At 60.3% G+C, this 24,747-nt stretch carries 25 protein-coding genes; 9 read left to right on the forward strand and 16 right to left on the reverse strand.

Annotated features, from left to right (window positions below):
* Positions 1–132: 132 nt before the first annotated feature.
* From QOL84_RS21250 to QOL84_RS21270, 5 genes are all read right to left on the reverse strand, one after another.
* Entirely contained in the window at positions 133–1,365 is a 1,233-nt protein-coding gene (locus tag QOL84_RS21250) for an MFS transporter (RefSeq protein WP_283438455.1), read from the reverse strand.
* Positions 1,358–2,335, reverse strand: coding sequence for a diiron oxygenase (locus tag QOL84_RS21255; protein WP_283438456.1), 978 nt, complete (start codon positions 2,333–2,335; stop codon positions 1,358–1,360). Before QOL84_RS21255 ends, QOL84_RS21250 begins: the two co-directional genes overlap by 8 nt.
* A complete protein-coding gene (locus QOL84_RS21260; RefSeq protein WP_283438457.1) occupies positions 2,332–3,405 on the reverse strand; it encodes a SagB family peptide dehydrogenase in 1,074 nt (357 codons plus the stop codon). The genes QOL84_RS21255 and QOL84_RS21260 overlap by 4 nt, the downstream gene beginning before the upstream one ends.
* 444 nt (positions 3,406–3,849) lie before the next feature.
* Positions 3,850–5,046 (reverse strand): class I SAM-dependent rRNA methyltransferase, encoded by a 1,197-nt coding sequence (locus QOL84_RS21265; RefSeq protein WP_064116292.1) that lies wholly within the window; start codon positions 5,044–5,046, stop codon positions 3,850–3,852.
* A gap of 163 nt (positions 5,047–5,209) precedes the next feature.
* Positions 5,210–5,749, reverse strand: coding sequence for a type 1 glutamine amidotransferase domain-containing protein (locus tag QOL84_RS21270; RefSeq protein WP_283438458.1), 540 nt, complete (start codon positions 5,747–5,749; stop codon positions 5,210–5,212).
* Positions 5,750–5,976: 227 nt separating this feature from the next.
* Here QOL84_RS21270 and QOL84_RS21275 point away from each other — a divergent pair, with 227 nt between their 5' ends.
* From QOL84_RS21275 to QOL84_RS21285, 3 genes are all read left to right on the forward strand, one after another.
* Positions 5,977–6,789, forward strand: coding sequence for an HDOD domain-containing protein (locus QOL84_RS21275; RefSeq protein WP_174823985.1), 813 nt, complete (start codon positions 5,977–5,979; stop codon positions 6,787–6,789).
* 12 nt (positions 6,790–6,801) lie between these two features.
* The gene (gene mutM / locus QOL84_RS21280) at positions 6,802–7,614 is read left to right on the forward strand and encodes a bifunctional DNA-formamidopyrimidine glycosylase/DNA-(apurinic or apyrimidinic site) lyase (RefSeq protein ID WP_129395924.1); all 813 of its coding nucleotides are present in this window, start codon (positions 6,802–6,804) and stop codon (positions 7,612–7,614) included.
* A gap of 69 nt (positions 7,615–7,683) precedes the next feature.
* Positions 7,684–8,007 carry a multidrug transporter gene (locus QOL84_RS21285; protein ID WP_283438459.1) on the forward strand — a complete coding sequence of 108 codons (324 nt, stop codon included), beginning with the start codon at positions 7,684–7,686 and terminating at the stop codon, positions 8,005–8,007.
* Between the two features lie 87 nt (positions 8,008–8,094).
* On the opposite strand, the gene QOL84_RS21290 is transcribed toward QOL84_RS21285, so the two are convergent.
* The 5 genes from QOL84_RS21290 to QOL84_RS21310 form a co-directional block, all read right to left on the reverse strand.
* The gene (locus QOL84_RS21290) at positions 8,095–8,346 is read right to left on the reverse strand and encodes a YfhL family 4Fe-4S dicluster ferredoxin (RefSeq protein ID WP_003213796.1); all 252 of its coding nucleotides are present in this window, start codon (positions 8,344–8,346) and stop codon (positions 8,095–8,097) included.
* Positions 8,347–8,494: 148 nt separating this feature from the next.
* Entirely contained in the window at positions 8,495–8,974 is a 480-nt protein-coding gene (coaD, locus tag QOL84_RS21295) for a pantetheine-phosphate adenylyltransferase (protein ID WP_003229157.1), read from the reverse strand.
* Between the two features lie 115 nt (positions 8,975–9,089).
* Complete coding sequence (locus tag QOL84_RS21300) at positions 9,090–10,685, reverse strand: GMC family oxidoreductase (RefSeq protein WP_283438460.1); 1,596 nt, start codon at positions 10,683–10,685, stop codon at positions 9,090–9,092.
* 118 nt (positions 10,686–10,803) lie between these two features.
* A complete protein-coding gene (locus QOL84_RS21305) occupies positions 10,804–11,349 on the reverse strand; it encodes a twin-arginine translocation pathway signal protein (RefSeq protein WP_129395921.1) in 546 nt (181 codons plus the stop codon).
* 29 nt (positions 11,350–11,378) lie between these two features.
* Entirely contained in the window at positions 11,379–12,809 is a 1,431-nt protein-coding gene (locus QOL84_RS21310) for a coniferyl aldehyde dehydrogenase (protein ID WP_283438461.1), read from the reverse strand.
* 146 nt (positions 12,810–12,955) lie between these two features.
* On the opposite strand from QOL84_RS21310, the gene QOL84_RS21315 reads away from it, so the two are divergent.
* A complete protein-coding gene (locus QOL84_RS21315; RefSeq protein WP_129395919.1) occupies positions 12,956–13,627 on the forward strand; it encodes a TetR/AcrR family transcriptional regulator in 672 nt (223 codons plus the stop codon).
* Positions 13,628–13,659: 32 nt separating this feature from the next.
* Positions 13,660–14,514, forward strand: coding sequence for a sulfurtransferase (locus tag QOL84_RS21320; protein ID WP_283438462.1), 855 nt, complete (start codon positions 13,660–13,662; stop codon positions 14,512–14,514).
* A 77-nt stretch (positions 14,515–14,591) separates the two neighbouring features.
* Here the strand turns inward: QOL84_RS21320 and QOL84_RS21325 are convergent, their stop codons facing one another.
* The 6 genes from QOL84_RS21325 to QOL84_RS21350 all read right to left on the reverse strand — a co-directional run bounded on the left by QOL84_RS21325 (position 14,592) and on the right by QOL84_RS21350 (position 20,395).
* Complete coding sequence (locus tag QOL84_RS21325; RefSeq protein WP_129396184.1) at positions 14,592–15,422, reverse strand: AraC family transcriptional regulator; 831 nt, start codon at positions 15,420–15,422, stop codon at positions 14,592–14,594.
* Entirely contained in the window at positions 15,419–16,414 is a 996-nt protein-coding gene (locus tag QOL84_RS21330) for a hydrolase (protein ID WP_283438463.1), read from the reverse strand. Before QOL84_RS21330 ends, QOL84_RS21325 begins: the two co-directional genes overlap by 4 nt.
* 181 nt (positions 16,415–16,595) lie before the next feature.
* Positions 16,596–17,210, reverse strand: coding sequence for a 16S rRNA (guanine(966)-N(2))-methyltransferase RsmD (rsmD, locus tag QOL84_RS21335; RefSeq protein ID WP_283438464.1), 615 nt, complete (start codon positions 17,208–17,210; stop codon positions 16,596–16,598).
* Positions 17,210–18,700 (reverse strand): M16 family metallopeptidase, encoded by a 1,491-nt coding sequence (locus tag QOL84_RS21340; protein WP_283438465.1) that lies wholly within the window; start codon positions 18,698–18,700, stop codon positions 17,210–17,212. The genes rsmD and QOL84_RS21340 overlap by 1 nt, the downstream gene beginning before the upstream one ends.
* Complete coding sequence (locus QOL84_RS21345) at positions 18,693–20,048, reverse strand: M16 family metallopeptidase (RefSeq protein WP_283438466.1); 1,356 nt, start codon at positions 20,046–20,048, stop codon at positions 18,693–18,695. Before QOL84_RS21345 ends, QOL84_RS21340 begins: the two co-directional genes overlap by 8 nt.
* A 152-nt stretch (positions 20,049–20,200) precedes the next feature.
* Positions 20,201–20,395, reverse strand: coding sequence for a hypothetical protein (locus QOL84_RS21350; RefSeq protein WP_025112092.1), 195 nt, complete (start codon positions 20,393–20,395; stop codon positions 20,201–20,203).
* On the opposite strand from QOL84_RS21350, the gene ftsY reads away from it, so the two are divergent.
* From ftsY to rpoH, 4 genes are all read left to right on the forward strand, one after another.
* Positions 20,394–21,962 carry a signal recognition particle-docking protein FtsY gene (ftsY, locus tag QOL84_RS21355; protein WP_283438467.1) on the forward strand — a complete coding sequence of 523 codons (1,569 nt, stop codon included), beginning with the start codon at positions 20,394–20,396 and terminating at the stop codon, positions 21,960–21,962. The genes QOL84_RS21350 and ftsY overlap by 2 nt on opposite strands.
* A complete protein-coding gene (gene ftsE, locus QOL84_RS21360; RefSeq protein WP_003229148.1) occupies positions 21,959–22,630 on the forward strand; it encodes a cell division ATP-binding protein FtsE in 672 nt (223 codons plus the stop codon). Before ftsY ends, ftsE begins: the two co-directional genes overlap by 4 nt.
* The gene (gene ftsX / locus QOL84_RS21365; protein ID WP_283438468.1) at positions 22,627–23,652 is read left to right on the forward strand and encodes a permease-like cell division protein FtsX; all 1,026 of its coding nucleotides are present in this window, start codon (positions 22,627–22,629) and stop codon (positions 23,650–23,652) included. The genes ftsE and ftsX overlap by 4 nt, the downstream gene beginning before the upstream one ends.
* A 116-nt stretch (positions 23,653–23,768) precedes the next feature.
* Positions 23,769–24,623, forward strand: coding sequence for an RNA polymerase sigma factor RpoH (gene rpoH, locus QOL84_RS21370; RefSeq protein WP_003229146.1), 855 nt, complete (start codon positions 23,769–23,771; stop codon positions 24,621–24,623).
* Positions 24,624–24,747 lie beyond the last annotated feature (124 nt).

Genomic DNA, 24,747 nt, shown 5'->3' on the forward strand with positions numbered 1-24,747 from the left:
GCCCGAGCTCATAAACCCGCCGGGGGATGAATGGCGATGAATCAGCCGATTCTACACCGCTGGCGTCTGGAGGGAATGGCGCAAAGCGTTGTTGCAGTGCCAACGAAGCGTGCGGGATGACGACCGGCAGGTTTATTCGCTGCCGGGTTGGGTCATGGCCTCGGCGCCGGGGATCGTGGCACGCCGCCGAATCCAGCTGTTGAGTGCCAGCGCAACGCTGCTCAACAGAACAAAACTGTAACCCAGCGTCGATTGCAGGTTGGCCGGACTCAGGCTGATCAACGCGCTGATCAATCCGCCACAGATAAAGATGATCGTGCTGCCCGCCGAAGCCGAGGTGCCGGCGATTTCCGGGAACAGACGCATGGCGCCAGAAGTGGCGGCCGGGCGCGCAATGGTGGTGCCGGCGGTACAGATCAGCATCGGGATCAGTACGGTGGCAGGCGCCAGCGCAAAGTTCGACGACAGATAAAGCATCGCCAGTCCCGACAGCAGAATCAGGCTCAAACCCACAGTGATTTGCTTACCGGGCGAAATCCTGCGGGTCAGGACCGTGGCAACAATGCCGCCAACGATATAGGCGGCGCCGTAGATCAGCAGGATCAGCGAAAAGTCATAGGGCGCGAGTTGCAGGCGGTCCATGAAGATCAGCGGCGAGATCACGATGAACGAGAAATGGCAGGCGAAAGCGAACGCCGATATGAGCCAATAGCTGACGAACTCGACATCCCCCAATACCCGTCGATAGGACTGAACGAAGCCCGGGTGTGGGCCATTGTGGATCGGGCGACTGCCGTCCAGAAACAGCCAGGCCTTGATCAGCACCACGCCTGCCAGGGCGATGAACACCCAGAAGCTGCCGCGCCAGCCGAGGGTGGCTTGCAGGAAGGTGCCGGCTAAAGGTGACAGCGAAATGAAAATTCCCGTGGCGGTCACCATCAGGATACGCAGACGATCACGTTGTTCACCTTCGAACAGATCCTGGACCAGTGCCTGAGACAGTACGAAGCAGCCGCAGCCCAACGCCTGCATGACCCGGAATATCAGGAACAGCGTGTAATCAGCGGTAAGTACGCAACCGAGGGCGCCGAGCATCGAGATCATCATGCCGGCAAGCAGCAGGCCCTTACGCCCGATCACGTCCGATAACGGCCCGATCAGCAACTGCGCAAAGGCGATGCCCATGGCGAACAGACTGATCGACAGTGCGATGTCCGTTGGCGTATTGCCGAAATGTTCGGCCAGGGCTGGAAAGGAAGGCAGCAAAACATCCAGCGGAAAAACCCCCAGCAGCACCATCGCCATCAGCAGACTTACGGCAGCGCGTTGTTGGCGGACGCTTGCCGCAGATTTTCCTTCATCCATCGATCAGTCCTGCCTTGGCGAAAAGTTTCTGGTTGTCGGGAAGTGCAAAGAATCCGGCGTTTTTCAGTGCGTCGAGTGTTGCCGTCGCCCCCGTTTTGGCGCGTTGCCGGCTGGCTTGTGCATCGGCCAGACCGTCGACTATTTCCTTGATAGTGCTTTCGGCGATACCGGCGCCGCGCAGGCTTTGTTGCAACCAGCGTGGGTCGACTTCGAAGAACAGGCCGATGACCTCCAGTAGCAGCTTGGCGCTGAAGGTGCGTTGACGGCTGTTCAGCGTCAGCCACAAGTAATGGAACACTTCGGCGAAGTAGCGGCTGTGGCGCGCCTCGTCGGCGAGATGATCGCGCAACATGTCACTCACGCTGGAGACCAGGCTGTCACGACAGGCATCCAGCAGCTCCCGGGCAATGATGGTTTCCGAGACGAAGCCAAGCAGAAACCAGGCCAGCGGGCGGTTGCCTTGAGGTGTGCGGGCGATCAGGGAATTCAATCGGCTGATGCGCAGCGGCATCACCGGGCGATCAACGATGGCATACCGGCTGGCTATCTGTTCGGCGAGTCGGTTGGAGAACAGTGCGTGGTAGCCCTCATCGGTATATAGCTGCAGGGCAGCATTTTTCATCCGCGCGGGAATGTAGGCCGGCAACTCACCGTGGATGATGGTTTCGACGGCGCGGTTGACGATGCGGTGTTCGAGCAGCGTGGTGTAGTCGAGAAAGTGCACCAGATGGTTGGCTGCCAACCGGTGCCGGACAGCGGCGCCCGCAGCCTGAATGGCCGGATGCGCCAGGTATGGCAGAAATGCCGGCGGAAACCAGTGGCGGGTCTCCAGTTGTTGTTCAACGTCTTCCGGCAACAGGAAGTCGTGCTGGCTGGTGCGTACCGAGGCACGGTTGTTCCAGTCGCCAAGGGTGAAGCGTAGTGCCCAGGCAGCAGGTGCCTCCATTGGAGCGCACGGCAGCGCACTCATGTGCTGGCCTCCTGCAACAGAGCCTGAATTTCCTCACACATGGCCTGACCATCACTGGCGCCGCAGCCGACGAAGAACAGCGGTTGTTCCGCGCTGCCTGCAATCTTCAGCAGTGTCTCGACCTGCTCATCAGCAAAGGCGCCCGTCAGCCAGGTACCAAGACCCAGTGCAGTGGCAACCAATTGAAACGACTGCGAGAGGTGACCCGCTTCGACGAACGCCATGCGGTAGGCGCGCGAGTGTTCGTATTTCCACCAGAGCTTGTCGAATCGTGCGGTGATGAACAGTCCCAGCGGCAGGTTGTTGATGAAATGCTGACCGCCGAGCAGATGACCCAGCGCCGCTTCAGGCAGCGGGTTGATCAGGCTCAGGCAATGTTCAGCCGGGTGATAGGCGTAGATGCCGGGCTCAAGACCGCTGACATTCTGTGCCAGGACAAAACCCTCACAGGCATTCAGGCCTCCGCCCGAAGGACTGCTGCGACGTGCATCGAGCCCGGCGGCAATGTTGTCGTCGCGGTCATGTTCACGTTCGTGCAGAAAGCCCAGGGAAAGGTAGAGCAGGGTGGCGAGGTCATTCAGGGTGATCGCTTCACCGGTATAGGATCGGCAGGTTTTACGCTGCAACAGTACGCTGCCGAGTCGGGTATCGGTCAGCACGCCGGGAGCGGGCAACGCGATGCGTTGATCGGCGGCCAACATAGGGCGTTCATCTTCGGGGCAGGGTTTGCTCAGTACTTCGTTGCAATGGCTCAGGTATTGACTGGACCACTCCTGGATATTCTGTGGGGGGTGTTCGCAGGGGATGTTTTGCGTACCGATATGGTAAATCTTCGACAGTTCATCCCATCCCCATGTTGGGCTGTCTATTTTTGAAGTGGTCAGTATTCCTGCGTTCAGAAGTTGCGTGTCTATTATGTTGCAATTATCAAATGCGTTCGGGTTTGATATAAGTTTGGCAAGGCGAGTTGCATAACCAAGATCAAGTTCGTGTTGGACGTGGTCTTTGTAGTTCCAGACTATCAGTCCGGGTGTGCGCGGCAATATGAATAGGTACGGATTGATGTGCATGATCAACGCTTCGCTCTGGAATAATGTCGGAAGGACGCTGGGGGGCCGGCACTCCCCGGCGTCCTGACTTACTTATCGGACTTTAGGTGCAACCAGAAAAGCCAGGTTTGCGATTTTGTTGGTTTCCAGAGTAATTGCTTTCATAGTGTGAACTCCTTGTTCATCAAGATTGATGCCACCTCGTGGTGACAACTTAATCATAGTTTGTAATTGATTATTGGCAAGCGAATGTTAAGTAGGAAAAATCCAGTAATGTTGTCGGAGTCATCGCGTCAAGACGCAAACTGTGTAAGTTATATATCGCAGGATTTAAGATGCGCGGAAATTTCCTGCAAGGTCACAGGAAGTTATTTGTAGGAGTTGAAAGTCTGAAGGGTATTGTCGACGGCATTGCACCGCCTGAAAGCAAGCGCGGAGCCCGTGGGCTCCGCGCTTTCAGGCCGATCAGCTATTAGGCAGCAGACGGCAGGTGATGCTCTTGATATAGCGGGTTTCGGCGATGGCCGGGTGCACCGGGTGATCCGGGCCCTGACCGCCGCGCTCGAGCATCTGGATGTTGCGATCCAGGTGACGGGCGCTGGTCAGCAGGATGTTCTGCAGGTCATCTTCCGGCAGGTGCATCGAGCACGAAGCGCTGACCAGAATGCCGTCCTTGTTGAGCAGGCGCATGGCTTGCTCGTTCAGGCGACGGTAGGCGCCTTCGCCGTTTTTCATGTCCTTCTTGCGTTTGATGAACGCCGGAGGATCGGCAACGATCACGTCGAAGCGCTCTTCGCTGGCTTTCAGCTCTTTCAAGGCTTCGAAAACGTCACCTTCGATGCAGGTCATCTTGTCGGCGAAACCGTTCAGTGCCGCGTTACGCTCGACGCCGTCGAGGGCGAAGGCCGAAGCGTCGACGCAGAACACTTCGCTGGCGCCGAATGCCGCTGCCTGCACACCCCAGCCACCGATGTAGCTATAGAGGTCGAGGACGCGTTTGCCTTTGGCGTAAGGCGCCAGGCGTGCGCGGTTCATGCGGTGGTCGTAGAACCAGCCGGTTTTCTGGCCCTGGATGACCGGTGCTTCGAACTTCACCCCGTTCTCTTCCAGCGCAACCCACTCCGGCACCAGGCCGAACACGGTTTCGACGTAGCGGTTGAGGCCTTCGGCGTCACGCGCGGCGGAGTCGTTCTTGAACAGAATACCGCTTGGCTTGAGCACTTGGGTCAGTGCTGCGATGACGTCATCCTTGTGCGCTTCCATGGTCGCGGAAGCGATCTGCACGACGAGGATGTCACCGAAACGGTCGACAACCAGGCCTGGCAACAGGTCGGAATCACCGTAAACCAGGCGATAGAACGGCTTGTCGAACAGACGCTCGCGCAGCGACAAGGCGACGTTGAGGCGATGCACGAGCAGGGATTTGTCCAGCGGCAGTTTGATGTCGCGCGACACCAGACGGGCGCAGATCAGGTTGTTCGGGCTCATCGCCACGATGCCCAGGGTCTTGCCGCCGGCGGCTTCGAGAATCGCCTGATCGCCGGCCTTGAAGCCGTGCAACGGGGTGGCGGCTACATCGATTTCGTTGCTGTAGACCCACAAGTGGCCGTTGCGCAGGCGACGGTCGGCATTGGCTTTGAGGCGCAGGCTTGGCAGGGACATGACGTCGCTCCGGAAAAAAGAGCGGGAGTATAGCGTGTTGAGTGTGGTGTCGGGTTTGGCGTGCGATGAAACGCTGATGGCCTCTTCGCGAGCAAGCCCGCTCCCACATTTGAAATGCATTCCCATGTGGGAGCGGGCTTGCTCGCGAAGACAGCCTTGAAAGCTAGGCAGACAGTGTATCGATCAGCGCTTTGCTGAACGCCGGAATATCATCCGGCTGCCGGCTGCTGATCAGGTTGCCATCCTTGACCACTTCCTTATCCACCCAGTGCGCGCCGGCGTTCACCAGATCATCCTTGACGGTTTTATAGCTGGTCATGGTCTTGCCGTTGACCAGCCCTGACGAGATCAGCAGCCAACTGCCATGGCAGATCACTGCAATCGGCTTGCCGGCAGACGCGCCGGTCTTGACCAGATGCTGGGCATCCTGATCGATACGAATGGTATCGGAGTTCTGCACGCCGCCCGGCAGCACCACAGCGTCGTACTGTTCAATGCTGGCGGCCTGGAAAGTCTGGTCGACCTTGAAGTCGTCGGCCGGTTTGTCGTGGTTCCAGCCTTTGACCTTGCCGGCCTCGGCCGAGAGGATGTCGACCTGCGCGCCAGCCTGCTCCAGCGCCTGCTTGGGACCTGTCAATTCAACCTGTTCGAAACCATCGGTTACCAAAAAAGCGACGCGCTTGCCATTAAGTGAGGTGGCCATCGATAAGCTCCTGAGTCTGCGGGAATTTGCTGGCTCAACGGACAGAAACTGGCCATTGCGCCTTACAAAATCCGAAGCCTGAGCTTGAATGAAAGTTCCTCCGATATGCCCATCGGTGTGTCGCCCTGCAGTTTCCGGGGTTAGAATCGCCGCCTGTCCCAGAGTGTGTACTTATGTCCCAAGAGCTGACCACCGAACAGATTCAACAATCGCTGCAAGGCATCAGTGTGCCCGCGCAACCGCAGATCATGGTGGATCTGCAAATGGAGCAGTACATGCCCGACCCGGACCTGGAGGTGATCGCCAAGCTGATCGCCCAGGATCCTGGCTTGTCCGGCTCGCTGCTGAAAATCGTCAACTCGCCCTACTACGGCTTGAGCAACAAGATCACCTCGATCCAGCGTGCGGTGAACCTGTTGGGCAGCCGTTCGATCATCAACCTGATCAATGCGCAGTCGATCAAGGGCGAGATGAACGACGACACTATCGTCACCCTCAACCGGTTCTGGGACACGGCCCAGGACGTGGCGATGACTTGCCTGACCCTGGCCAAGCGCATCGGTACTCAGGCCGGTGACGAAGCTTATGCCTTGGGCCTGTTCCACGATTGCGGCGTGCCGTTGATGTTGCAGCGTTTCCCCAATTACATGTCGGTGCTGGAAAAGGCTTACGCCAATGCCAGTGCTGAATGTCGCGTGGTCGACACTGAAAACAGCGAGTTCAATACCAACCATGCGGTAGTCGGTTACTACACCGCCAAATCCTGGCGTCTGCCGGAACACGTCAGCGCCGCGATTGCCAATCACCACAATGCGTTGGCGATTTTCAGCGATGAATCATCGCGCAACAGTCAGCTGAAAAACCTGCTGGCGATCCTGAAGATGGCCGAGCACATTTGCGCGTCCTATCGAGTGCTGGGCAATCAGACCGAAGATTTCGAATGGAACGCTGTCGGGCCACTGGTACTCGATTACGTAGGGCTGTCGGATTACGACTTCGAAACCCTCAAACAAACGATCCGCGACCTCGGCGCGCATTGATTCGAGAACACCATGCCTGAATTGCCGGAAGTCGAAACCACCCGCCGCGGCATTGCCCCGCATCTGGAAGGCCAGCGGGTCAGCCGGGTGATCGTGCGTGATCGGCGCTTGCGCTGGCCGATCCCCGAAGACCTCGATGTGCGTCTGTCCGGGCAGCGCATCGTGCTGGTCGAACGACGCGCCAAGTACCTGTTGATCAATGCCGAAGTCGGCACGCTGATCAGCCATTTGGGCATGTCGGGCAATTTGCGTCTGGTCGAGGTCGGGCTGCCGGCGTTGAAGCATGAACACGTCGATATCGAACTGGAATCGGGGCTGGCGCTGCGCTACACCGACCCGCGACGTTTCGGTGCGATGTTGTGGAGTACCGATCCGCTCAATCACGAATTGCTGATTCGTCTCGGGCCGGAGCCATTGACCGATCTGTTCGATGGCGAACGTTTATTCCAGCTGTCGCGCGGGCGGTCGATGGCGGTGAAGCCGTTCATCATGGACAACGCGGTGGTAGTTGGCGTTGGCAACATCTACGCGACCGAAGCGCTGTTCGCTGCCGGGATTGATCCACGTCGCGAGGCCGGTGGCATCTCCCGTGCGCGTTATCTGAAGCTGGCCATCGAGATCAAACGCATCCTTGCCGCTGCCATTGAGCGCGGCGGTACCACGTTGCGTGATTTCATCGGTGGCGACGGGCAGCCGGGCTATTTCCAGCAAGAGCTGTTCGTCTATGGCCGTGGTGGCGAACACTGCAAGGTCTGCGGCACCGGGCTGCGCGAAGTGAAGCTGGGGCAGCGCGCCAGTGTGTTCTGCCCGCGCTGCCAGAGCTGAGGCAAAAAGCTGAAAAAGTCCTACGGTCTATAGTGAGTTGTCTCACTGTTCAGCCCGAAGGATCGTGCCATGAAATGCCTGCAAGTTCTCTTGGTGACGCTGTTGCTGTGTTCCAGTCTGGCCGTTCAGGCCACGGAAGGCGGCAGCGGCGATCCTCGTTATGCCATCCAGAATCCCCCGGCCTACGCCATGATCGGCGATTTGCTGATTGCCCGACCATTATTGGTGGTGGCAACGGTGATCGGTACGGCGGCGTTTGTCGTGTCATTGCCGTTTACCGCACTGGGTGGCGGGATTGGCGATGCGGGGCAGGCGTTGGTGGTTGATCCGGCGAAGGCGGCGTTTGTGCGGTGCCTGGGGTGTACGGGAGAGGGGTTTGAGCAGCGCGAGTGAAGGGCAAGATCAAAAGATCGCAGCCTTCGGCAGCTCCTACATGAGATCTGTGTAGGAGCTGCCGCAGGCTGCGATCTTTTTAGCGATTCAGGCCTTGCCGGTGATCAGGCGGTACTTTTCCATCAACTGCTCTTCAGTCTCCGGATGCGCCTCGTCCAGTGGAATGCAATCCACCGGGCAGACCTGCTGGCATTGTGGTTCGTCGTAGTGGCCGACGCACTGGGTGCACAGGTTCGGGTCGATCACGTAGATCTCTTCGCCCTGGGAAATGGCGGCGTTTGGGCACTCGGGTTCGCAGACGTCGCAGTTGATGCAATCGTCGGTGATGATCAGGGACATGCTAACTCCAGCCGGGGCGGCAGGCCCGGGCGCTATAAATCAATGCGCGCAATTGTGCCGCATTGGCGAGCGCAGTGCACGCGGGTGCGATCAAGGGCACTGGACTGCGATCATTTTAAGATCAAAAGATCGCAGCCTGCGGCAGCTCCTACTTTTTGAAGCGTAGGGTCAGGGCGTCGGCCACGGCGGGGTGGACGAATTTGCTGATATCGCCGCCGAGCGCGGCAATTTCCCGCACCAGCGTCGACGAAATGAACGAGTAACGTTCGGACGGTGTGAGAAACAGGCTCTCGACGTCCGGCGCCAACTGGCGGTTCATGTTGGCCAGCTGGAATTCGTATTCGAAGTCCGACACCGCGCGCAAACCGCGCAAAAACACGTTGGCATTCTGCTCTTTGGCAAAATGCGCGAGCAGCGTCGAGAAACCGACCACTTCCACGTTCGGCAGGTGTTTGGTGACCTCGCGAGCCAGTTCGACCCGTTGTTCCAGCGGGAACAGCGGGTTCTTTTTCGGGCTGGCGGCGACCGCAATGATCACGTGATCGAACAGGCGCGAGGCGCGTTCGACCAGATCGCCATGGCCCTTGGTAATAGGGTCGAAGGTACCTGGGTACAACACTCGGTTCATCGCGTCGTCCTGGCGGGAGTCCGTTGGGGAGTCGGATGGTATCGCAGCCGTCCCGGTCGGCCAAGTCGCCTTTTGCGTAAGAAAGCACTATAGACGATGAGAATATTAACGGTTTTCACGGGGTTTTCAGCCTCTCGACGAGGGCCGTCGCCAGTTGTGCGGTCAGGCCGTACACCGACAACTGCGGGTTGGCGCCGATGCTGGTGGGAAACAGCGAGCCGTCATGAATCGACAAATTACTCAGTTGATGATGACGGCCGAGGCTGTCGGTGACCGCGGTTTTCGGCTCTTCGCCCATCGCACAGCCACCCATGACGTGGGCGCTGCCGAGCCGCGTGCGGTACAACTCGAGGCTCAGACCATCGATCAGCGTGCGGGCCTCAGCCAAGGTTTTCACATAGCGGGCGTCAGCATGCATCGGCATAATCGCTTGCGCGCCGCCGGCAAACTGGATCTCGGCCATGACGTGAAAGGCCCGACGCAGACCCTCCCAGGCGTAAGACGACACTTGATAGTCGAGCACCGGCGAACCGTCGCCGCGCAACTCGACCGCGCCACCGCTGCTGTCCGGGTGGAAACCGTCGCGCAGCAACGCCAGCATCGCGTGGGTGTGCGGCAGGTCGCCCATGTGTTGCGCGCTCTCCTGGCCAAAACCGCCAAGCAAAGTCGCCGCCAGCGCAGGATGCAGCGGCGGTACTTCGAGTTTGAACGCCATTGGCCCGGTGGTGCCGTCCTTCCATTGGAAGTGGTCCGAGTAGATTGACTGCGGCGCGCCGTAAAACGGATTGACCACCTCATCAAAACGCGCGGCGGACATGTTCACCGGGTGCAGAAAGGTGCGTTTGCCAAGGTTTTTATGCGGGTCCGGTGCGTCGGAACGCAGCAGCAGTGCCGGGCTGTTGATGCCGCCGCCAGCCAGCACGTAATGCCGCGCCTTGACGGTAATGGTGCGCCCGGTAGTTTCGACGCAGCGTTCATCCATCGCCACGCAATGCAGGCCGGAAACCTTGTCGCCGCTGATCAGCAGTTTTTCCACACGTGCCAGATAAAGCAGTTCGCCGCCCTTTTCCAGGGTGGCCGGAATGGTCGTCACCATCATCGACTGCTTGGCATTGGTCGGGCAGCCCATGCCGCAATAGCCGAGGTTCCAGCAGCCGCGCACGTTGCGCGGGATCACGTGCCAGCTGTAGCCGAGTTGCTCGCAGCCCTTTCGGATCACGTCGTTGTTGGCGTTCGGCGGCACCATCCATGGGGCGACGCCGAGGCGCTGTTCCATTTTCTCGAACCATGGCGCCATCTCGGCGACGCTGTGACCTTTGACGTTGTGTTCTTTGGCCCAGTGCTCGAGCGTCGGCTCGGGCGTGCGAAAGCTCGATGTCCAGTTGATCAACGTCGTGCCGCCGACCGCGCGACCCTGCAGGATGGTGATCGCGCCGTCCTTGCTCATGCGGCCGATGCCTTCCTGATAAAGGCTGCTGTAGGCCTGGTCTTCGAGCATCTTGAAGTCGGAGCTGGTTTTCAGCGGGCCTTCTTCGATCAGCAGCACCTTGTAGCCGGCGGCACTGAGGATTTCGGCGGTGGTGCCACCGCCGGCGCCGCTGCCGATGATGGCGACATCGGCTTCAAGCGTCAGGTCGTCGGTCAGTTGCGCGCCGTTGAAGGTTTTCCAGCCTCGGGCGAGGCCTTCGCGGAAGGGGTCGGGTACGGGCATCGGTCAGGTTCTCTTGTTTTTGTTGTTTTTGCGGGCCCCTTCGCCAGGCCCGCTCCCACAGAGGAATGCGTTTCAAAATGTGGGAGCGGGCTTGCTCGCGAAAGGCGCGGCGCTGATTTCAGACGGTAGGTGGGCCCGGATAGCCGCAATGCCCCCACGATTCCGCGCGCGTGTACCAGGCCATCAGCACCATTTGCTGCAGTGAGCTGTGCCCCATTTTCAACAAACTCAATGAGCTGTTTTCCCAGCGATCGAGGAAGTTGCGCATTGCCTCGGCACTGGCGTTTTCCCAACTGCCCCAGATCCCGGTCAGCGGCCCGCGCGTCACGGCCATAGCTAGCACGTCGAACAATTGGCGGGTGAGCTTGAGCATCTCCGGCGAGAGGTGATCGAGACTGTAGTCCAGCGACTTGAGCGTGCCATCCACCGCCGCCGGCATTTTCTCGGCGGCCACGGCGCCGTCGAGCATCACCGGAATCAGTGCGCGCAGAAACAGCAGATCGCCGTCGCGCAACGAGACGAAGCCATTGGCCGCGACGCTGGATGAGCAGCCACTGAGGCTGGCGCCGAGGCCGGCGGTGGCGAGAAATGCCGTGGCGCCTAGGCTGAATTTCAGCAGGCCACGGCGCGACAGGGCAGGTGTTTCGGTCAGGCTTGGGTGCATTGTTTTTATAACCCGGCAGTGACAGATATCTAGCGAATGAACAGCTTCTGGATCAGCTTCTGAATGGATTTGCCGTAAGGCGGATAAATCAGTCTGGCTGCGTTGAAGCGTTGTTTGATCAGCACGCCTTTGGCCTTGCTGAATGTCAGGAAGCCTTCGTGCCCGTGGTAATGGCCCATGCCGGACGGGCCGATACCACCGAACGGCATGTCGTCCTGCGCCACGTGCAGCAGCGTGTCGTTCAGGCACACGCCGCCGGAGTGGGTTTCGTGCAGCACGCGGTTCTGTTCGCGTTTGTCGTAGCCGAAGTAGTAAAGAGCCAGAGGCCTTGGCCGCTGATTGATGTAGGCAAATGCCTGCTCCAGATCCTGGTACGGCACGATCGGCAGCAACGGGCCGAAGATTTCGTCCTGCATCACCGTCATCTCGTCGCTGACATTCAGCAGCACGCTGTGCGGCATGCGGCGGCCCTGACCTTGATCGAACAGCGGAATCAGCAGCGCGCCTTTGCTGGTCGCATCGCTGATGTAGCCATTGAGTCGAGCCAATTGGCGCTCGTTGATGATCGCCGTGTAGTCCGGGTTGTCGGCAAGGGTTGGATAGAAACCCTGCACGGCCTGGCGATAGGCTTCGACGAAGCCGCCGACGCGGTCTTCCGGTACCAATACGTAATCGGGGGCGACACAGGTTTGCCCGGCATTGAGGGTTTTGCCGAAGGCGATGCGCTCGGCGGCATCCTTCAGTGGCACGTCGCGGGAGACGATGGCCGGGGATTTGCCGCCCAGTTCGAGAGTCACCGGCGTGAGGTTTTCCGCTGCGGCGCGCATCACATGTTTGCCGACACTGGTGGAGCCGGTGAACAGCAAGTGATCGAACGGCAGGCGGGAAAACGCCACGCCGATGTCGGCCTCGCCGAGCACTACGCAGACCAGATCTTCGGGGAAGATTTTTGCCAGCAATTCCTTGAGCAGCAGGCCGGTGGCCGGCGTCGATTCACTGAGCTTGAGCATTACCCGGTTGCCCGCCGCCAATGCGCCGACCAGCGGCCCGACAGCCAGATACAACGGGTAATTCCACGGGACGATGACGCCGACTACGCCCAGCGGCTGATACACGACTTTCGCCGAAGCCGGCTGGAACGCGACGCCAACCTTGCGCCGCGAGGCCTTCATCCAGCCTTTGAGGTGGCGGCTGGCGTAATGAATGCCGTGCAGGCTCGGCATCAGTTCGGCGAGCAGGGTTTCGTCGGCGCTGCGATGGCTGAAATCCGCGCTGATGGCGTCGATCAGGGCCTGGCGCTCGTTGCTCAGCACATCGCGCAAAGCCTTCAGCCATTGCTGGCGCTGGGCCGCAGCAGGCATCGGGTTGACGGCGTAAGCAGCCCGTTGCGCTTTGAACTGCCGATTGAGCTCTTCCAGTGGCTGTTGCAGCGTTTGCAGGTAGGCAATATCGGCAGTCATCGTAGGCTCCGGATTTATTGTAGTGATGAACTTTTTAGAGTCTATGCTCTATAAAGTCAAATGACTTCCGTGCGCAGCTTTGTTTTATCCATTTCCGGATAGGTCGTAAGATGCCCCTCATCGCACTCTGAATTAAAGCTCAAGCCATGGCCCCACGAATAAAAACCAGCGAGCGCATCGTGCAGAACAGCCTCGAGCTGTTCAATCAACAGGGCGAGCGCAGCATCAGCACCAACCACATCGCCGCGCACATGGAGATTTCTCCGGGCAACCTGTACTACCACTTCCCCAACAAGCAGGCGATCATCGCCGTGCTGTTCAGTGAGTACGAGGCCTTGGTGGACAGCTTCCTGCGCCCGCCGCAGGGGCGTGCTGCGACGGTTGAAGACAAGCGTTTCTATCTCAAGGAACTGCTCTCGGCGATGTGGGGTTACCGCTTTCTGCACCGCGACCTTGAACATCTGCTCGACAGCGATCCGGAACTGGCCGCGCGTTATCGGCGCTTCTCGCAGCGCTGCGTGATTCAGGGCGCCGCGATCTACGAAGGCTTTGTTGCCGCCGGAATCCTCAAGATGGACCGTGTGCAGATTGAATCCCTGACGCTCAACGCCTGGATCATCCTGACCTCGTGGGTGCGTTTCCTCTGCACCACCCGTGAAAATTCCAACCACCTCAGCGAGCAAGCGGTTAAACGCGGCGTGTATCAGGTGTTGGTGCTCGAAGCCGGGTTTGTCACCGATGAGGCGCGCGACCAGGTCAACGCCCTGTTCGACGAGTTCTATGTCCCCCTGGCCCAGGCCCTCGAAGACGTGAAATAAACCGTTCTGTTGAAATCCCACAGGAGCCCGTTATGCCGATTGCGCAGTTGATCAGCCCGCAAGCACTGGATGCCCGCAAGGAACAGCCCGGGTTGCTGATTCTCGATTGTCGTTTTGCCCTCGAAGATCCGGATTACGGCCAGCGCAGCTACGCCGAAGGGCACATTGCCGGGGCGAACTTCGCCGACCTTGAGCGTGACCTCAGCGGCAACGTGGTCAAAGGCGTGACGGGTCGTCATCCGCTGCCCGAACCGGCAGCATTGATCGAGCGCCTGCAAGCCTGGGGCATCAACCACGACAGCGAAGTGGTTCTGTATGACGACGGCCCGGGCGCCTATGCGGCGCGGGCGTGGTGGTTGCTCGCCTGGCTGGGCAAGCGAGACGGAGTGTTCATCCTCGATGGCGGGCTCAAGGCCTGGCACGCGGCGGGTTTGCCGCTGAGTCTGGATGCGCCGACGGTTGTGCGTGGCAACTTCAGTGGTCAGGCGGACAAGGCTTTGCTGCTCAGCGCCGAGCAATTGCAACAGCGCCTCGGCCAGCCGACGCTGACGCTGATCGACGCCCGAGCCTTGCCGCGCTTCAAAGGGGAAGTGGAGCCGATAGACCCGGTAGCCGGGCATATACCCGGTGCGCAGTGCGCGGCATTCACCGACAACCTTGGCAGCGACGGGCGATTCCTTCCGGCCGATCAGCTGAAACAACGCTTTGCGGCGAAACTGGGTGGGCGTTCGCCGTCCGATCTGGTGGCGTATTGCGGCTCCGGGGTGACGGCGTGTCACAACCTGTTTGCGTTGTGCCTGGCGGGGTATCCGTTGGGTTCGTTGTATGCGGGGTCGTGGAGTGAGTGGATCAATGAGCCTTCGCGCGGTATTGCCACCGGCGAATAAGAGCGAAAGATCGCAGCCTTCGGCAGCTCCTACATGGAATGCATTCTCCTGTAGGAGCTGCCGCAGGCTGCGATCTTTCAGCTTTCCAGACGGGCACTGCGGTAGGCGGCGGGTCCGACGCCATAAGCCTGCTTGAACTGTCGGCTTAGATGGCTCTGATCGGCAAAACCCAATTGCGTGGCGACCTCCACCGGCAGGCAGCCGTGCTGCAACAGCGCCCGTGCCTGGGCGATGCGTTGCTGCATTAGCCAGGTGTGCGGCGGCATGCCGGTCGCGCGGCGAAACACGCGGGCGAAATGGAACGGCGACAGATTGACCGCAGCCGCCAATTCTTCCAGCGACGGCGGCGCTGCCAGGTGCGTATGTAGCAGGTCCTTGGCGATCAGCACCGCGCGGTGCTCCTTGCCGGGGTTGCCGATTTCTCGTACCGCCGCGTGACGCTGCAACAGCAACAACATCATCTCGCGCCAGACCGTTTGTTGTTGCAGCGCACTGGCCGGGCTTTCGAGCAAGCGGTGCAGTTGTGCAAAGCCGCTGACCAGATCCGGGTCGCGGTACAGCGTGGCGCCGAACGCTGGCAGATTGCTGGTGGACAGTTCCAGCTCATCCAGCAGTGAAACAATCTTGCCGGTCTCCGGATAAAACGCCCGGTACAGCCAGCCATCCTCAGTGCCTTTGTGCCCGGTGTGCAATTCGTCCGGATTGATCAGCACCAGCGTGCCGCTGCCGGCCAGATGCTCGGCGCCGCGATAACGGTAGCGCTGGGCGCCGGCCATAATCATGCCGATCACAAAACCGTCGTGCACATGCGGGGCGAAGCGATGCTCGATGTAGCGTGCCGACAACAATTCGACACCGGCCAGCGGCGCGGTTTGCCAGAATCGGATCGACTCGCCCTGATCGCTCATGCGGACACGCTGGCCAGCCATTGCGGGATACGGCGTTCGAGGTAGTAGCCGGGCTGGCGCACTGAGCCGTCGACAAATCCGACGTGGCCGCCGCGAGCCTGCAATTCAAAAGCGGTAGAAGCCGATAATTCGTTCGCTGACGGCAGGCTGTGCGGGAACACGAACGGATCGTCTGCCGCTTGAATGATCAGAGTTGGTGTGCGGATCTCGCCGAGGAAATAGCGGCTCGATGCGCGACGGTAATAATCCTCGGCATCGTTGAAACCATGCAGCGGCGCTGTCACCCGGCCATCGAAATCCCAGAACGTGCGCATGTTTTCCAGCGAGCCGAGGGCTGCCAGTGCTGCGAGCCCGTCCTCACGTCCGTCGTGCTGGAACTGCCGTTGCTTGTTCTTGATGTAGGCGACCATCTCGCGCATGAAGTGCGCCTGATAGACCTTGGAAAATCCCTGGCCGATCCGGTCGGCGCATTGATCGAGCCGAAACGGCACCGACACCGCGACTGCACCGAGCACGCCACTGGCGCTGCCGGTTTCACCCAGATGCTTGAGCAGCACATTGCCGCCGAGGGAATAACCGACGGCGTACAACGGCGCCAACGGGCGTTTCGCGCGCAGGTGCTTGATGGTTTCGGCGAGGTCTTCGCTGGCGCCGGAGTGGTAGCTGCGCGGTAACAGGTTGGGTTCGCCGGAGCAGCCGCGCCAGTTCAGCGCAACGCTGGCCCAGCCTTGGTCGGCCAAGGCTTTTTGCACGCCAGCGACGTAAGGCGAGTTGGAAGAGCCGGTCAGCCCGTGTAACACCAGCACCAACGGCGCATCGGCGGTGTGCGGGCCGTGCCAGTCGAGATCGAGGAAGTCGCCATCCTCAAGCCACAGGCGCTCGCGCTCACGCTGGATATGCACGGTTTTGCGCCACAGCGGCCCCCACAAGGTTTGCAGGTGCGGATTGCTGAGGCCGAAGGCGGGGATGAAACGTTCTGAAGAGGCGGACACGATGGTTCTCGATGCAGCGATGTGATGAGGCCCACAAAGCTGTTAGTCAATTTCCAGAGTACACAGGCTCATTGTGGCAAGGGAGCTTGCTCCCGCCGGGGCGCGGGGCGGTCCTTTGGGGGACTGCTACGCAGCCCAGCGGGAGCAAGCTCCCTCGCCACAGGTTTTTGCTTGCCTTGGGTCAGGCGGCGATTTCTGCCGTACGTTGCCACAGGGCGTAATAAACCCGCCCGGATTTCTGCTCGCGGTGCAGGCGCCAGTTGCCCGGCAGGCCCAGCGTCGACGGCGCGGTTTCGCTTTCAGTGTAGATCCACGACTCGGGCGCCAGCCATTGACGTTCTTCCAGCAGGGCGCAAACCACCGGCAGCAGGTTCTGGTTGAACGGCGGGTCGAGGAACACCAGGTCGTACGCGCTGGCGGTCTGGGTTTCCAGATAACGCAGGGCGTCAGCAGTTTGCACCTGGCCGTTGGTGCAGCGCAGCGTGCCGAGGTGTTCTTTCAGGCTGGACACCGCGATGTTGCTGGCATCCAGCGCCTGGCCCATGGCCGCGCCACGGGACAGCGCTTCGAGAAACAGCGCGCCGCTGCCGGCGAACGGATCAAGCACCTTGGCCCCTTCAACGTACGGCGCGAGCCAGTTGAACAGGGTTTCACGCACGCGATCCGGCGTCGGGCGCAGGCCCGGTGCATCGGGGAAGCTCAGCTTGCGACTGCGCCATTGGCCGCCAATGATGCGCAACTGGTTCACACCGTTGTGGACGTTATGCGCAGGCTTTTTAGGGGGACGAGTTGCCATTAATGCTCCGGAACCCCGAGCGGTTGCTCGGCAGGTTTATCAGATGGGGCCGGTAACGGCTTTTGCGGCACGGTCGGGCCAGCGGTGACGATGACCATTTTGTCCGTGCTCAGGTGTTTGTTCAGGGCGTCGCGGACTTGTTCCACGGTCAGGCTTTGCGACTGACGCATGAAGTCGTCCAGATAGCTCAGCGGCAGATTATAGAAGCCCATCGCGCCGAGTTGGCCGACGATATCGGCATTGCTCGCGGTGGACAGCGGGAAGCTGCCGGCGAGCTCGCGTTTGGCGTCGTCGAGTTCTTTCTGTGTCGGCCCGGTTTTCAGATACTCGGCGAGTACGTCCTGCACCAGTTTCAGGGTGCCTTCACTCATTTCTGCGCGGGTCTGCAGATTGATCATGAACGGGCCGCGCGCCTGCATCGGGCTGAAACCCGAATACACGCCGTAAGTCAGGCCGCGTTTCTCGCGCACTTCACTCATCAGGCGTGTGCCGAAACCGCCGCCACCGAGGATCTGGTTGCCCATCGACAGCGCGGCGTAATCCGGATCGTCACGGTCGATGCCCAGTTGCGCGAGCAGCAGGTTGGTTTGCTTCGACGGAAACTCGATGTGATTGACGCTGGCTTGCGGTTCCTGCGGTTGCGCGATCTTCGCCAGCGCCGGACCCTTCGGCAGCGCAGATGAGACCTGATTGGCAATCGCCTCGGCTTCTGCGCGAGACAGATCACCGACCAGCGCGATCACAACGTTGCCAGCGGCGTAGGCCTTGGCGTGGAACTCACGCAATTGCGCGAGGGTGATCTTCGGCACGCTTTGCGGATTGCCGTCGCTCGAATGCGCGTACGGGTGATCGCCATACAGACGCTTCATCAGCTCGAGGCTGGCGAGTTTGCCGGGGTTCTGTTTCTGGTATTCGAAACCGGCGAGCATCTGGTTCTTGATGCGCGCGAACGAGTCGGCCGGGAAGGTCGGTTTGCCGATGACTTCCGAGAACAGCTTCAGCGCCGGTTCACGTTTATCGGCAGCACTCAGGCTGCGCAGCGAAGCCAGCGCCATGTCCTTGAAAGCACCGTTGCCGAAATCCGCCCCCAGACCTTCAAAACCCTGCGCGATGGCGCCGACGTCTTTGCCGGCGACACCTTCGTTGAGCATCGCGTTGGTCAGCACTGCCAGACCCGACGCGCTGCCGTCCTGGCTGCTGCCGGCGGCGAAAATCAGGCGCATGTCGAACATCGGCAGTTCATGGGCTTCGACGAACAGCACCTTGGCGCCTTCGGCGGTGCTCCAGGTTTGCACATCAAGCTTGCGGCTGGCCGGGGCCTTGCCGTCGAGTTCGGCCAGCGATTGCAGCTTCTGCTGGGTTTTGGCGTTGTCGAGGGCTTCGCTGGCCTTGCTGTCAGCGCTTGGCGACAGATAGAGAGCGGTCGAGCCGATCACCGCAATGGCGATCAGGCCGAGCAGCATCAAACGAGGGGTTTTGCGCTCACTCATGAGTCGTCTCCAGTGGCAGGACGTGGGCGACGCTGAGACGTTCGCGGGTGAAATACAGCTTGGCGGCGTTCTGGATGTCTTGCGGAGTCACGCTTTCCAGATCGGCGAGTTCGGTGTCCATCAGCTTCCACGACAGGCCGACCGTTTCCAATTGGCCGATCGCCGTGGCCTGACTGGTGATCGAATCACGTTCGAAGACCAGACCGGCGATCACTTGCGCACGCACGCGTTCCAGTTCTTCAGCGGACGGCGCGGTGGTTTTCAGCTGTTTCAGCAGTTTCCACAAACCAGCCTCGGCTTGCGCCATGGTCTTTTTCTTCTGCGTATTGGGCGTTGCCGACAGGGTGAACAGGCTGTCGCCACGGGTGTAGGCGTCGTAGTTCGAGGAGCCGCCGGAGACCAGCTCTTCGCCGCGCTCCAGTTGTGTCGGGATGCGACCGCTGTAACCGCCGTCGAGCAGTGCCGAGATCAGGCGCAGGGCGTTGACCGAGCGCTTGTCTTCAGCGGTGGCGATGCTTGGCACGTTGAAACCGAGCATCAGGCTAGGCAGTTGCGTCTGCACGTGCAGGGTGATCTGGCGTTCGCCGGGTTCGGCCAGTTCCAGCGGTATTTTTGCGGGCGGCACATCGCGCTTGGCGATCGGGCCGAAATAGCGTTGGGCGAGGGTTTTCACTTCGTCCGGGGTGACGTCGCCCACCACCACCAGCGTGGCGTTGTTCGGCACGTACCAGGATTGGTACCAGTGGCGCAGCTCTTCGACCTTCATGCGGTCGAGGTCAGCCATCCAGCCGATGGTCGGCGTGTGGTAGCCGCTGGCCGGGTAGGCCATGGCCTTGTAGCGCTCGTAAGCCTTGGACATCGGCTTGTCATCGGTGCGCAAACGGCGCTCTTCCTTGATGACTTCGATTTCCTTGGCGAACTCGTCGGCCGGCAGGCGCAGGTTAGCCATGCGGTCGGCTTCCAGTTCAAACGCCACGCCCAGACGGTCGCGGGCCAGCACCTGGTAATAAGCGGTGAAGTCGTCGCTGGTGAAGGCGTTCTCTTCGGCGCCCAGATCGCGCAGGATCAGCGACGCTTCGCCGGGTCCGACTTTCTCGCTGCCCTTGAACATCATGTGCTCAAGCGCGTGAGACAGACCGGTCTGGCCCGGGGTTTCGTAGCTGGAACCGACCTTGTACCAGACCTGCGAGACCACCACCGGCGCGCGATGATCTTCGCGCACGACGACCTTGAGGCCGTTGTCGAGGGTGAATTCGTGAGTCGGTTGCGGGTCGGCCGCCAGGGCCGAAAGGGGCAGGCAGACTGTGCTGAGCAGCAGGCCTGCGGCGCGGCGGGCTAGAGCATTCATTCGTTTTTTAACCTGTTGGGCTGCCCGCTTGGTCTTAGCGTAGGCGGGCGAGGAGGTGCTAGGATACTGATCCGTTTTACTGGCGGCCACGCCTATCAAGCCACTGATCGGTCGATAGGTTGTATGGGTTCCCGGCAGAAGCTTTGAGTTTGTCAGCTAAACTCTGCGTTTTCGCCGACGATGCCGTTCCAGTCCTTCGTATTAATCGACCTTTGAGGTGCCTGTGGCGCCTCGACAAAATGTTGCGCGTGAACAAGCTGGATGAAACACAGTCTGTTCTGCATCGAATATTTATTTGCCGGGGCGCCCTTATGGCGCGTCGCTACCGTGAGATAGCCGTCCTCCATGTTTGGTTCCAACGACGACAAGAAGACCCCAGCTGCGGCTGGCGAGAAGAAAAGCCTGTTCGGATGGCTGCGTAAGAAACCGCAGGAACCCGTCGTCGAACAGCCGCCCGCGATTCCCGAGCCTGCGCCGGAACCTGCTCCGGTAATAGAAGAAGAGCCGGCACCGATTGTGCTGCCGCTTGCCGAGCCGGTGTTGCAACCGGTTGAGCCCGAGCCTGCGCCTGAAGCGCCTGTGGCGGCTGAATTGCCGCTGACTCCGGCGGCCGCGCCGTGGCTGACATTGCCGGTGGCCGAAGAGCCGGTGGCACTGGTTGAAGAGGCTGCGCCGCACATCACGCCAGTGATTCCTGCGCCTGCGTTCGTGGCCGAAGTCGCTCCCGCAGTTGCAGGTGTAGTTGAGCCGATTGTTGAGCCTGCGCCGGTTGCTGCAGCACCTGTTATTGCAGAACCTGTAGTCGCTGAAACTATCGTTCCCGAGCCTGTTGCTCCAGTAGTTGTCGCCCCTGTTGCCCCGGTCATTCAACAGCCCGAGCCTGCACCTGCACCTGCACCTGCACCTGTCGCCGCTACGCCAGTTGTGCCGGTCGAAGTGCTCGCTGAAGCGCCCGTCGAAGCCCCGCGCACCGAAGAATCCAAAGCCGGTTTCTTCGCCCGCCTGAAACAAGGCCTGTCGAAAACCAGCGCCAGCATCGGCGAGGGCATGGCCAGCCTGTTCCTCGGCCGCAAAACCATCGACGACGATCTGCTCGATGACCTCGAAACCCGTCTGCTCACCGCCGACGTGGGTGTCGAAGCCACCACGCAGATCATCCAGCGCCTGACCCAGAAGGTCGCCCGCAAAGAACTGGCCGACGCCGACGCCCTGTACAAATCCCTGCAAGCCGAACTGGCCGCGATGCTCAAACCGGTCGAACAACCGCTGAAAATCGTCTCGCAGAACAAGCCATTCGTGATTCTGGTGGTTGGCGTCAACGGCGCTGGCAAGACCACCACCATCGGCAAACTGGCGAAGAAGCTGCAACTGGAAGGCAAGAAAGTCATGCTCGCCGCCGGTGACACCTTCCGCGCCGCCGCCGTGGAGCAATTGCAGGTCTGGGGTGAGCGCAACAAGATCCCGGTGATTGCCCAGCACACTGGCGCCGACTCGGCTTCGGTGATCTTCGACGCCGTGCAGGCCGCCAAGGCCCGTGGCATCGACGTGTTGATCGCCGACACCGCCGGTCGTCTGCACACCAAAGACAACCTGATGGAAGAACTGAAAAAGGTTCGCCGGGTGATCGGCAAGCTCGACGCCGACGCACCGCACGAAGTGCTGTTGGTGCTCGACGCCGGTACTGGCCAGAACGCCATCAACCAGGCCAAGCAATTCAACCAGACCGTCGAACTGACCGGCCTGGCGCTGACCAAGCTCGACGGCACCGCCAAGGGCGGGGTGATTTTCGCCCTGGCCAAGCAGTTCGGCCTGCCGATCCGCTACATCGGCGTCGGTGAAGGCATCGACGACTTGCGTACCTTTGAAGCCGAACCCTTTGTCCAGGCACTGTTTGCCGAGCGGGAGCGTTCATGATTCGTTTCGAACAGGTCGGTAAGCGCTACCCGAACGGTCACGTCGGCTTGCATGAGCTGAGCTTTCGAGTCCGTCGTGGCGAGTTCTTGTTTGTCACCGGTCACTCCGGTGCCGGTAAATCCACCTTGTTGCGCCTGCTGCTGGCGATGGAGCGTCCGACCAGCGGCAAACTGCTGCTGGCCGGGCAAGACCTGAGCACCATCAGCAACGCGCAGATTCCGTTCCTGCGCCGGCAGATCGGCGTGGTGTTCCAGAACCACCAGTTGCTGTTCGATCGCACGGTGTTCAACAACGTCGCGTTGCCGCTGCAGATTCTCGGGCTGTCCAAGGCCGAAATCGCCAAGCGCGTCGATTCGGCGCTGGAGCGCGTGGCGCTGTCGGATAAAACCGATCTGTACCCGGGCGATCTGTCCACCGGTCAGCAACAGCGCGTCGGCATTGCCCGCGCCATCGTCCACCGTCCGGCCTTGCTGCTGGCGGACGAACCGACCGGTAACCTCGACCCGCGTCTGGCGGCCGAGATCATGGGCGTGTTCGAAGACATCAACCGTCTCGGCACCAGCGTGCTGATCGCCAGTCACGACCTCGCACTGATCGCGCGCATGCGCCATCGCATGCTGACCCTGCAACGTGGCCGCTTGATCGGCGACGGGGAGGCCGGCGTATGAGTGCGACACGCAGTCCAAAGGTTTCCGAGCGCGTGGCCCCGAAAGCCGCCGATCCGCAGCCACCGAAGAAGAAAAAACACGACGATGACGACGGCCCGGACTTCGCCACGCTGTTCCGTGCATGGATCGAAAGCCATCGCGCCAGCCTGCTCGACAGCCTGCGTCGTCTCGGCAAACAACCGATCGGCAGTTTCTTCACCTGCATGGTGATGGCTGTGGCGCTGAGCTTGCCGATGGGCTTGTCACTGCTGCTCAACAATGTCGAGCGCCTCGGCGGCTCCTGGCAGCGTGCGGCGCAGATTTCGCTGTATCTGCAACTCGACGCCAGCCCGCAGCAGGGTGAAGCGTTGCGCGAACAGATCAAAGGCATGCCCGGCGTAGCTGACGCTGAATATGTCGGTCGCGATCAGGCGCTGGAAGAGTTCCAGCAGCAGTCAGGCCTGGGCGAAGCCCTGCGCGAGCTGCCGGAGAACCCGTTGCCCGGCGTGGTGCTGGTCACCCCGAACGAAGTCGACAAGCCGACGCTGGAAGCATTAAGACAAAAACTTTCCGAGCTGCCGAAGGTACAACAGGCGCAACTTGATCTAGTCTGGGTCGAGCGTCTGGCCGCCATCCTCAAGCTTGGCGATCGTTTTGTCTTCGGTCTGACGGTGTTGCTGGTTTCTGCATTACTTTTGGTGATAGGCAATACCATTCGTCTTCATATTGAAAACCGCCGCACCGAGATAGAAGTGATTAAACTCGTCGGCGGCACTGACAGCTATGTGCGGCGTCCTTTCCTTTATATGGGCGCGTTGTATGGCTTCGGTGCGGGGCTACTGTCCTGGGGTCTGTTGGCATTTGGCTTGAACTGGCTGAACGATGCAGTGGTTGGGCTGGCCGGCTTGTACGGCAGTGATTTCGCTCTGGCCGGAGTGCCAGTTGCCGACGGTCTGTCACTCTTGCTTGGCGCGGTGCTGTTGGGTTATATCGGTGCATGGATTGCAGTCGCACGTCATCTCAGGGAGCTGGCGCCGAAGTAGAATCTTTTTTTGCGCGTGATTGGCCTTGCGGTTTTTTTGGGAACTTGTACTTGAATTCCCGGTCAATTTTTCGCAGTGCCGAGAGGCACGAGTATGTAAGTGGGAGGTTTTTTCGTATGACCAATTCTTTGCAGCCTGCGTATGCGTTGGTTCCGGGTGCGAACCTGGAAGCTTACGTGCACACCGTCAACAGCATTCCATTGCTGACGCCGGAGCAGGAGCGTGAACTGGCCGAGAGTCTCTACTATGAGCAGGATTTGGGGGCGGCTCGGCAGATGGTGCTCGCCCACCTGCGTTTTGTCGTACATATCGCCCGTAGCTATTCCGGCTACGGTCTGGCTCAGGCTGACCTGATCCAGGAAGGTAACGTCGGCCTGATGAAGGCCGTGAAGCGTTTCAACCCGGAAATGGGTGTGCGTCTGGTGTCGTTCGCCGTGCACTGGATCAAGGCGGAAATTCACGAGTTCATCCTGCGCAACTGGCGCATTGTGAAAGTCGCGACCACCAAGGCCCAGCGCAAGCTGTTCTTCAACCTGCGCAGCCAGAAGAAACGCCTGGCGTGGCTGAACAACGAGGAAGTCCACCGTGTGGCGGAAAGCCTCGGCGTCGAGCCGCGGGAAGTGCGCGAGATGGAAAGTCGTCTGACCGGCCATGACATGGCCTTCGACCCGGCTGCTGAAGCCGACGACGACAGCGCTTTCCAGTCGCCGGCCAACTATCTGGAAGACCACCGGTATGATCCGGCCCGTCAACTGGAAGATGCCGACTGGAGCGACAACTCCAACCACAACCTGCACGAAGCGCTGGAAGTGCTGGACGAACGTAGCCGCGACATCCTCTACCAGCGTTGGTTGGCAGAAGAAAAAGCCACGCTGCACGACCTGGCGCAGAAGTACAACGTGTCGGCCGAGCGGATCCGTCAGCTCGAGAAGAGCGCGATGAACAAGCTCAAGTTGTCGATCGCCGCATAACCGGCGAGCAGGCAATAAAAAACGCCCCGATCAGCGATGATCGGGGCGTTTTTGTTGGAAGATCAAAAGATCGCAGCCTGCGGCAACTCCTACAGGTGGCCGCATTCCCATGTAGGAGCTGCCG

This window comes from Pseudomonas helmanticensis (assembly GCF_900182985.1).
Taxonomy (GTDB): Bacteria; Pseudomonadota; Gammaproteobacteria; order Pseudomonadales; family Pseudomonadaceae; genus Aquipseudomonas; species Aquipseudomonas helmanticensis.